At 62.8% G+C, this 6,503-nt stretch carries 7 protein-coding genes and 1 pseudogene; 1 reads left to right on the forward strand and 7 read right to left on the reverse strand.

The window, feature by feature from the left end; all coding sequences use genetic code 11:
* Positions 1–64 precede the first annotated feature (64 nt).
* A complete protein-coding gene (locus WB528_RS13605; RefSeq protein WP_423888935.1) occupies positions 65–1,435 on the reverse strand; it encodes an MmgE/PrpD family protein in 1,371 nt (456 codons plus the stop codon).
* Positions 1,436–1,558: 123 nt separating this feature from the next.
* Positions 1,559–1,720 carry a DUF2867 domain-containing protein gene (locus WB528_RS13610; RefSeq protein WP_423888936.1) on the reverse strand — a complete coding sequence of 54 codons (162 nt, stop codon included), beginning with the start codon at positions 1,718–1,720 and terminating at the stop codon, positions 1,559–1,561.
* Positions 1,721–1,763: 43 nt separating this feature from the next.
* On the opposite strand from WB528_RS13610, the pseudogene WB528_RS13615 reads away from it, so the two are divergent.
* A pseudogene (locus WB528_RS13615) lies at positions 1,764–1,880 on the forward strand (GIY-YIG nuclease family protein); the annotation flags it as partial.
* A 147-nt stretch (positions 1,881–2,027) separates the two neighbouring features.
* Here WB528_RS13615 and WB528_RS13620 read toward each other — a convergent pair.
* From WB528_RS13620 to WB528_RS13640, 5 genes are all read right to left on the reverse strand, one after another.
* Complete coding sequence (locus WB528_RS13620; RefSeq protein ID WP_423888937.1) at positions 2,028–2,189, reverse strand: hypothetical protein; 162 nt, start codon at positions 2,187–2,189, stop codon at positions 2,028–2,030.
* 63 nt (positions 2,190–2,252) lie between these two features.
* A complete protein-coding gene (gene murA, locus WB528_RS13625) occupies positions 2,253–3,548 on the reverse strand; it encodes a UDP-N-acetylglucosamine 1-carboxyvinyltransferase (RefSeq protein WP_423888938.1) in 1,296 nt (431 codons plus the stop codon).
* A gap of 72 nt (positions 3,549–3,620) precedes the next feature.
* Positions 3,621–4,940, reverse strand: a complete 1,320-nt coding sequence (locus tag WB528_RS13630; RefSeq protein WP_423888939.1) for an LLM class flavin-dependent oxidoreductase — start codon at positions 4,938–4,940, stop codon at positions 3,621–3,623.
* A gap of 104 nt (positions 4,941–5,044) precedes the next feature.
* A complete protein-coding gene (locus WB528_RS13635) occupies positions 5,045–6,268 on the reverse strand; it encodes an acyltransferase family protein (protein ID WP_423888940.1) in 1,224 nt (407 codons plus the stop codon).
* An 82-nt stretch (positions 6,269–6,350) separates the two neighbouring features.
* On the reverse strand, positions 6,351–6,503 hold a 153-nt coding region (locus WB528_RS13640; protein ID WP_423888941.1), incomplete at its 5' end, for a hypothetical protein.

The following is a 6,503-nucleotide window of genomic DNA, read 5'->3' on the forward strand; positions in this document are numbered from 1 at the left end:
TCCGATTTATGGGTGACGCGGCGCGACGCCTGGACGGCGCGACGCGAGCCGTAAGCTTAAGGGCTTACTGGCGCCCCAGGTGGGTCGCCTGTTCGACGCGATCGAATCGCTCCAGCGAAAGAATCGCGTCCGCCAATTGATCGGCGCGGCCATTCAGGACAGGGCGCGCCAACGTCAGAAATTTCTGAGCCATCGCCTGCGCATCCGGAAACGAGTTCGGTTCGCCGGAGGGATCGTCGTGGATCCGCTCATGGACGCCGTCATCCGTGGTGATGCTGACGCGTGCGCCAAAGGGATGCTTGCGGCCGGTTTCCAGACGATCGTCCTGCACGACGTCGAACTTGTCGGCCAGCGCGCCAATGGCGGAATCGCCAAGCCGCTCATAATCGTCCCAGCCGAAGCGGCCCTGATCGAGCGCCACCGCGCCGGTGAAGAACATCGAGAACTGTCCGCCGACGACCGAGGTCGGATGACGCTTGGTGGCGGCATCGCCGGTGAGCGTGATGCCGTTGCGGTGCAGCCCGATTTCGACGCGCTTGATCTGGTCCGGCGTCAGATTGTGCTCCCTGCGCATCGCGATCAAGGCATCGAGCGCAGCGTGCGTGTAGCGGCAACTCGGATAGGGCTTCACCCCGATCTTCATGGTCTCGTAGACCTGGCCCAGATCAGCGACGGCCTTTTCCGGGTGTGCGTTGTCGCTATAGCCGACGAGCAAGCCGTGCTTGCCCTCGACTGATTGCGTCGCGCCGACGAAATCGTTGCGCGCGAGCGTCGCGGCGATTACGCCGTTCATCGCGGCCGCGCCGACCTGATAGCGCTTGTTCCAGGCGCCGTTGACCAGGAACTGAAGCGAACCCGCCGCTTGGCTGCCGGACACGCCAAACGCCGCAACGATCTGGTCCTTCGACAGTCCAAACAATTTCGCGGCCGCCGCGGCCGCGCCATACGTGCCTGCGGTCGCGGTCGGATGGAAACCGCGGGCATAATGCGAGGTCGGATCGAGTGCATTGCCGAGCCGGCAGCACACCTCGTAACCGGCGACGATCGCGGTGAGCACCTCGCGGCCCGAGGCCCCGACGAGTTCACCGATGGCAAACGCAGCCGGAACCACCGGTGCGCTCGCATGCAGCGACGAATCCGCATGTGTGTCGTCGAAATCGAGCGAGTGGCCAAGCGCGCCGTTGAGCAGCGCTGCGACCGCCGGCGTCCACGTCCTGTCGTCGCCGAACACGGTGGATTCGCCGCGGGTATCGAGCGCCAGCGCCTCGAGCGTCTTGAATAACGAGGGCGTGGATTCCGCATCGCGCCGCGCCCGGATCGCGCTGCCGAGAAAATCGAGCGTCAGGGCCTTGGCGCGCTCTCGCACCTCCGGCGGAATGTCTTCGAATTTCAGCCCGGCGACATAGGCGGCAAGCGTTGCGGTTTCCTCTGCCATTCTTTCCTCGGCCTGATTTGTTGGTTGGCGAGCCTGCGGACCAGGTCCACAGGCCTGGTGAGACTAAGTCTCCGGCACCGCTTCTTCAATGGCCGCGATCGCATGGCCACGCGGCGCCCGGCGCTATGACGGCGCCTCGCAAACCTGCCCGAGCATGGATTTCGTGATCAGGCGGTGGAACGGGAGAATGCTGGTGGGATAGACCCGCCCAAGCCGGTTATGGGTGCGAACCAATGTGGTGGCGGTCACCTCGCGCGCCTCGCCTACGGGCACAACGTCGACCACGACACGGAAATCCAGATGATGGTCGTTGAAACCCGACGGATCGTCGGAGGAAGCGATCGCCCGCGAAAAGCAATTGAAGCGGTGGAAGCGCGATTGGAAGATCGAGCTTATCGAACGCGACAATCTCGAATGGCGCGATCTCAGCGATTTGCTGGATTAGCGGGGGAAATCTCATTGTCGTCCCTGCGAACGCAGGGACCCATAACCACCGGCTTTTGTGGTTACGGAAGGTGTTTACCTGCGTTTATCAGTCGAGAGGCCGCGGCGTATGGGTCCCTGCGTTCGCAGGGACGACCAAGAATTTCTGTTAAACTCGGCGCACCCAGCGCGGACTTCGTGAAAATATTCGCTCGGCTGCGTCGCGCGCATCCAGCTTGGCGTCGGCGACAGTTACACGGAAGGCGTCGGCAAACTGCGCACCGGCCAGTACGCTGTCGCGGTCAACCTCGGGTTTGACTTCGCGGATCATCTTGGCTGCGCGAAATCTGCGCGCCTCAGGTGAGTAACGCAATGCGCAAAACAACGCATGGCGCTACGTCCCGCGCGCCGGCACGCGGGTAATCCTGGCGCCGAGCGCATTAAGCCGCTCGTCGATCCGCTCATAGCCGCGCTCGATCTGATCGGCGTTGTTGATGGTCGAAACGCCGTCGGCGCAGGCGGCCGCCAGCAGCATTGCCATCCCGGCGCGGATATCGGGCGAGCTCATCAGCGCGCCTTTCAGCCGGCTCGGACCCGCGACGATCGCGCGATGCGGATCGCACAGCACGATGCGGCCCCCCATCGCGATCAGCTTGTCGACGAAGAACATCCGGGATTCGAACATCTTCTCGAACATCAGAATGACACCGGCGCATTGGGTCGCCGTCACAATCGCAATCGACATCAGGTCGGCGGGAAAAGCCGGCCATGGCTGGTCTTCCAGTTTCGGCACATGGCCGCCAAAGTCGTCCTGGATCTTGAGCGTCTGGCGATCGGACACGATGAGGTCGTCGCCTTCGACCTCGCAGGAGATGCCGAGCCGCTCGAACCCCATCCGGATCGAGCGCAGATGCGCCACGCCGGCCCGCGCAATGCGCAGCTTTGAGCGCGTCACCGCGGCAAGCCCGATCAGCGAGCCGACCTCGATGTGATCGGGCCCTATCGCATAATTGACGGAGCCGAGCGTGGCCGGCCCATGCACGACCATGGCGTTGGTGCCGATGCCGTCGATGCGGGCGCCGAGCGCGACCAGGAAATGCGCGAGGTCCTGCACATGCGGTTCGGACGCCACGTTGCGCAGGTATGTGATGCCATCGGCGGCAACCGCGGCCATCAGTGCATTCTCGGTAGCGGTGACGCTGGGCTCATCCAGAAAGACATCCGCGCCCTTCAGGCGGGAGCAGCGCAGCTCCAATCGAGCCGACGCCGCAACTGTGGCGCCGAGCTGCTCGAAGGCGAGGAAATGCGTGTCGAGCCGGCGCCGGCCGATCACGTCGCCGCCCGGTGGCGGCAACACCACCTCGCCGCAGCGTGCCAGTAATGGCCCGGCAAGCAGGATCGAGGCGCGGATCCGTGCGCAGAGTTCCGGATCGAGATCGGCGGCGCGAACGCTTTTGGCGTGAATGACAAGCGTATTGGGCTTCTGCCATTCCGCCGCCGCGCCAACCGAGCGGATCAACTCCACCAGCGTTTCGGTGTCGCGAATGCGGGGAACATTGTCGAGCGTGACGGGATGTTCGGTCAGAAGCGCGGCGGCGATGATCGGCAGTGCGGCGTTTTTGTTGCCGGACGGCACGATCGTGCCTGTCAATCGGTGGCCGCCCTCGACGATGTACTGGATGGGCGGCACCTGCGTGTCCTCCAAGCGAAATCAGTCTATTCCAGCTACTCCAGATCATCAGACGAAATCAACGGACGATCTCTAGCCAAAATGCACCGCCGGACGCGACAACCCGAAATGGGAGCGCAGCGTTGCGCCCTCATAGGCATCGCGGAACAAGCCTCGTTTCCGCAACAGCGGAACGACCTCCGAGATGAAGAGATCGAGCTGGTGCGGCAGCACCGGCGGCATCAGGTTGAAGCCGTCGGCGGCGCCGGTTTCGATCCAATCCTGCATGATGTCGGCTATCTTTTCCGGCGGTCCGGCCATGGTGAAATGTCCGCGCGCGCCGGCAAGCTTGGCGAGAAGCTGCCTGAGCGTTGGCCGCTCCCTGGCGACAAGCGCAACGACGGCCTCCGTCCGGCTGCGGGAAGCCTCGTTCTTGCTGGGGTCGGGGAAATCGGCCGGCGACAACGGCTTGTCGAGCGCCAGATGTGAGAAATCGAAGCCGCCAAACCGCTGCGAGAGGCGATTGCGGCCGACTTCAGGATCGGAAAGTTCGTTGAGCTCGGCACCATAGCGCTCGGCCTCAGCCTCCGAGGAGCCGATGATGGGGCTGAACCCCGGCAGAATCAGAACATGCCGGGGATCGCGGCCCTCGGCTGAAACCAGCTCCTTGAGGTCCATATAGAACGCTCTCGCGGTGGCCTTCTCCAGATGCGCCGTGAACACCGCTTCGGCGTGGCGCGCGGCAAACTTCTTGCCGGTGTCGGAGGAGCCCGCCTGGACAAAGACCGGACGGCCCTGCGGCGAGCGCGGCATGTTCAGGGGTCCAAGCACCGGAAAGTGCGGTCCCTTATGATCGATCGCCCTTACCCTCGCGCGATCGGCATAGCGTCCTCCTTCGCGGTCATCGAGCACAGCGTCGTCGGCCCAGCTATCCCAGAGGCCCTTGACCACCGTCATGTACTCCTCGGCCCGCTCGTAGCGATCGGCATGGCCGACCTGTCCGATATGGCCGAAGTTGGCGCCGGCCTGGGGCAACCACGTCGTGACGATATTCCACCCGATGCGACCCCGGCTGATGTGATCGAGCGAGGCAAACTGACGGGCCAGGTTGTAGGGCTCGGTATAGGTCGTCGAGCAGGTGGCAATCAGGCCGATGCGCTGGGTCGCCATGGCGAGCGCTGCAAGCGCCGTGATCGGCTCCAGCCAATTGAATGGCGCGCTCTCGACGTCGTTCCAAAGACCAAGGACATCGGCGAGAAAGATCGAGTCGAAACAGCCGGCCTCGGCTTTCTGTGCCATCTCCACCGTGTAACGAATGTCGGTCAGCGGCAGCGGGGACGATTTTGGATGGCGCCACGCCGCTTCATGATGCCCGCGGCCCTGGATGAAGAGATTGATGTGCATGCGCGGCATCGGACATCCCCAGATCAGACTTCACAAGGCTCGTTGACGCTTCGAGGCCGCTTGGCGTGTAAGGGTCTTTCAGGGATAATTTACGGCAACGGGCATCATAGCCGTCAAACAATCCGCGCGACGCCGGGAATGCGAAGGGCAAGTCCCGCTATCAAATAGCAGAGCGCGCAGGCCAGCGAGCCGGTGACAAGGAATTTGACGAGTGCCGGCGCCGCGACATCCCGCCAAGCCAGCGCGACGCCGACGACGATTGGAGGGTGAATGATGTAGATCAGGAAAGCGCGGCGCGCCAATGCAGGCCAGACGCCGCTCAGCTGGACAAACCGTCGCTGGAAAAAACACAACAGCCCCAGAATGAAGCCCCAGGCCACGAAGGGCTCCCAGAACGCATAAACCAGCGCCTGAAGACTCAGGCCGCCTTCAGGCCGCCCGTGAAGCCATGACACTTTGCTCCCGAGCAGCCCAACGATGGGGAAAATGGCAAAAGCTATCCAGGCAATTCGCACCCATCGGCGTTTAAGACTTTCGGGTATCTGTTCGAGCCATCTTTGTTCGGCTCCGGCGCACCCCGCCGCGAATAACACGATGTAGGAAGCGAAATAGCCGAGTTGCAGAAAGGCGACGTTGACGCCGACCGGCCACACCAGCCGCAGCAGGAACGCAGCGGCGCCGGTGACGAGAGCCGCAGCGAAAAGGACGCCATCGGAGGGAAAAGCGACCTTCGCCGTCGTCTCCGGCTTGCGCAACCCGCGCCACAACAACCAAACGGCCGCAAAAATCAGCAGCGCCTCGGCAAACCATAGCGGGCCCGGCTCGAACTTTCCGTTGCGCCATAACCAGGCGAACACGCGGACAAACGAAAGGTCTTTCGCCGTCAGGGCCAGTGCCACCGTGATCGGGTGCAGGACAAGAAAATAAAAGACGAGCGGAATCCCAAGCCGGATCAGCCGCTCTCTGACAAAACCAGCCGTGCCATGACGCCGATACGCAGGCGGCGTGTAATAGCCTGCCAACAGGAAAAACAGACCCATGAACCAGGCCTGGTTCACCGTGCAGAACAGAATCAGCAACAGGCTGCTTGGCGAATTCGACGGTGCGATTTCCCTGTAATACCAGCCGCCGATGGCTCCATAGGTGATCGCGGTGTGGTGAAACACGACGAGCAAGGTGACGGCCGCGCGGAGTGCATCGATTCCGCCGTTGCGTCCCTTTGAGCCGGCTTTGGCGATGCTCGGCTGCGAGGCGGAATGGAACGCACCAGCCTGTGCCGGGCGAGGTGCGCCATCGAGAAGGTCGGCGGGCGATTCTCTCGCGGAGACTTCAGTCACGGCTCGCCCACGAATTCTGGCCAGACCGGTCACGCCGGGTTCTGGCGCGCAAAAGATTCCGAACTTCTCAGATAAACCTACATCAGACGTCTACATTCGCACTGAGCGAATTGTCCTGGATGAACTCGCGGCGCGGCTCGACCACGTCGCCCATCAGCTTGGTGAAGATGTCGTCCGCCTCATCGACCTCCTTGACCTTCACCTGCAACAGCGAACGTTCATTGGTATCGAGCGT

This window comes from Bradyrhizobium sp. (assembly GCF_049586575.1).
Taxonomy (GTDB): Bacteria; Pseudomonadota; Alphaproteobacteria; order Rhizobiales; family Xanthobacteraceae; genus Bradyrhizobium.

Excerpts from the sequence above, each read along its gene's own strand:
- WB528_RS13605 (WP_423888935.1), bottom strand. The coding sequence starts at position 1,435 with ATGGCAGAGGAAACCGCAACGCTTGCCGCCTATGTCGCCGGGCTGAAA.
- WB528_RS13630 (WP_423888939.1), bottom strand. The coding sequence starts at position 4,940 with ATGCCGCGCATGCACATCAATCTCTTCATCCAGGGCCGCGGGCATCAT.
- WB528_RS13620 (WP_423888937.1), bottom strand. The coding sequence starts at position 2,189 with ATGATCCGCGAAGTCAAACCCGAGGTTGACCGCGACAGCGTACTGGCC.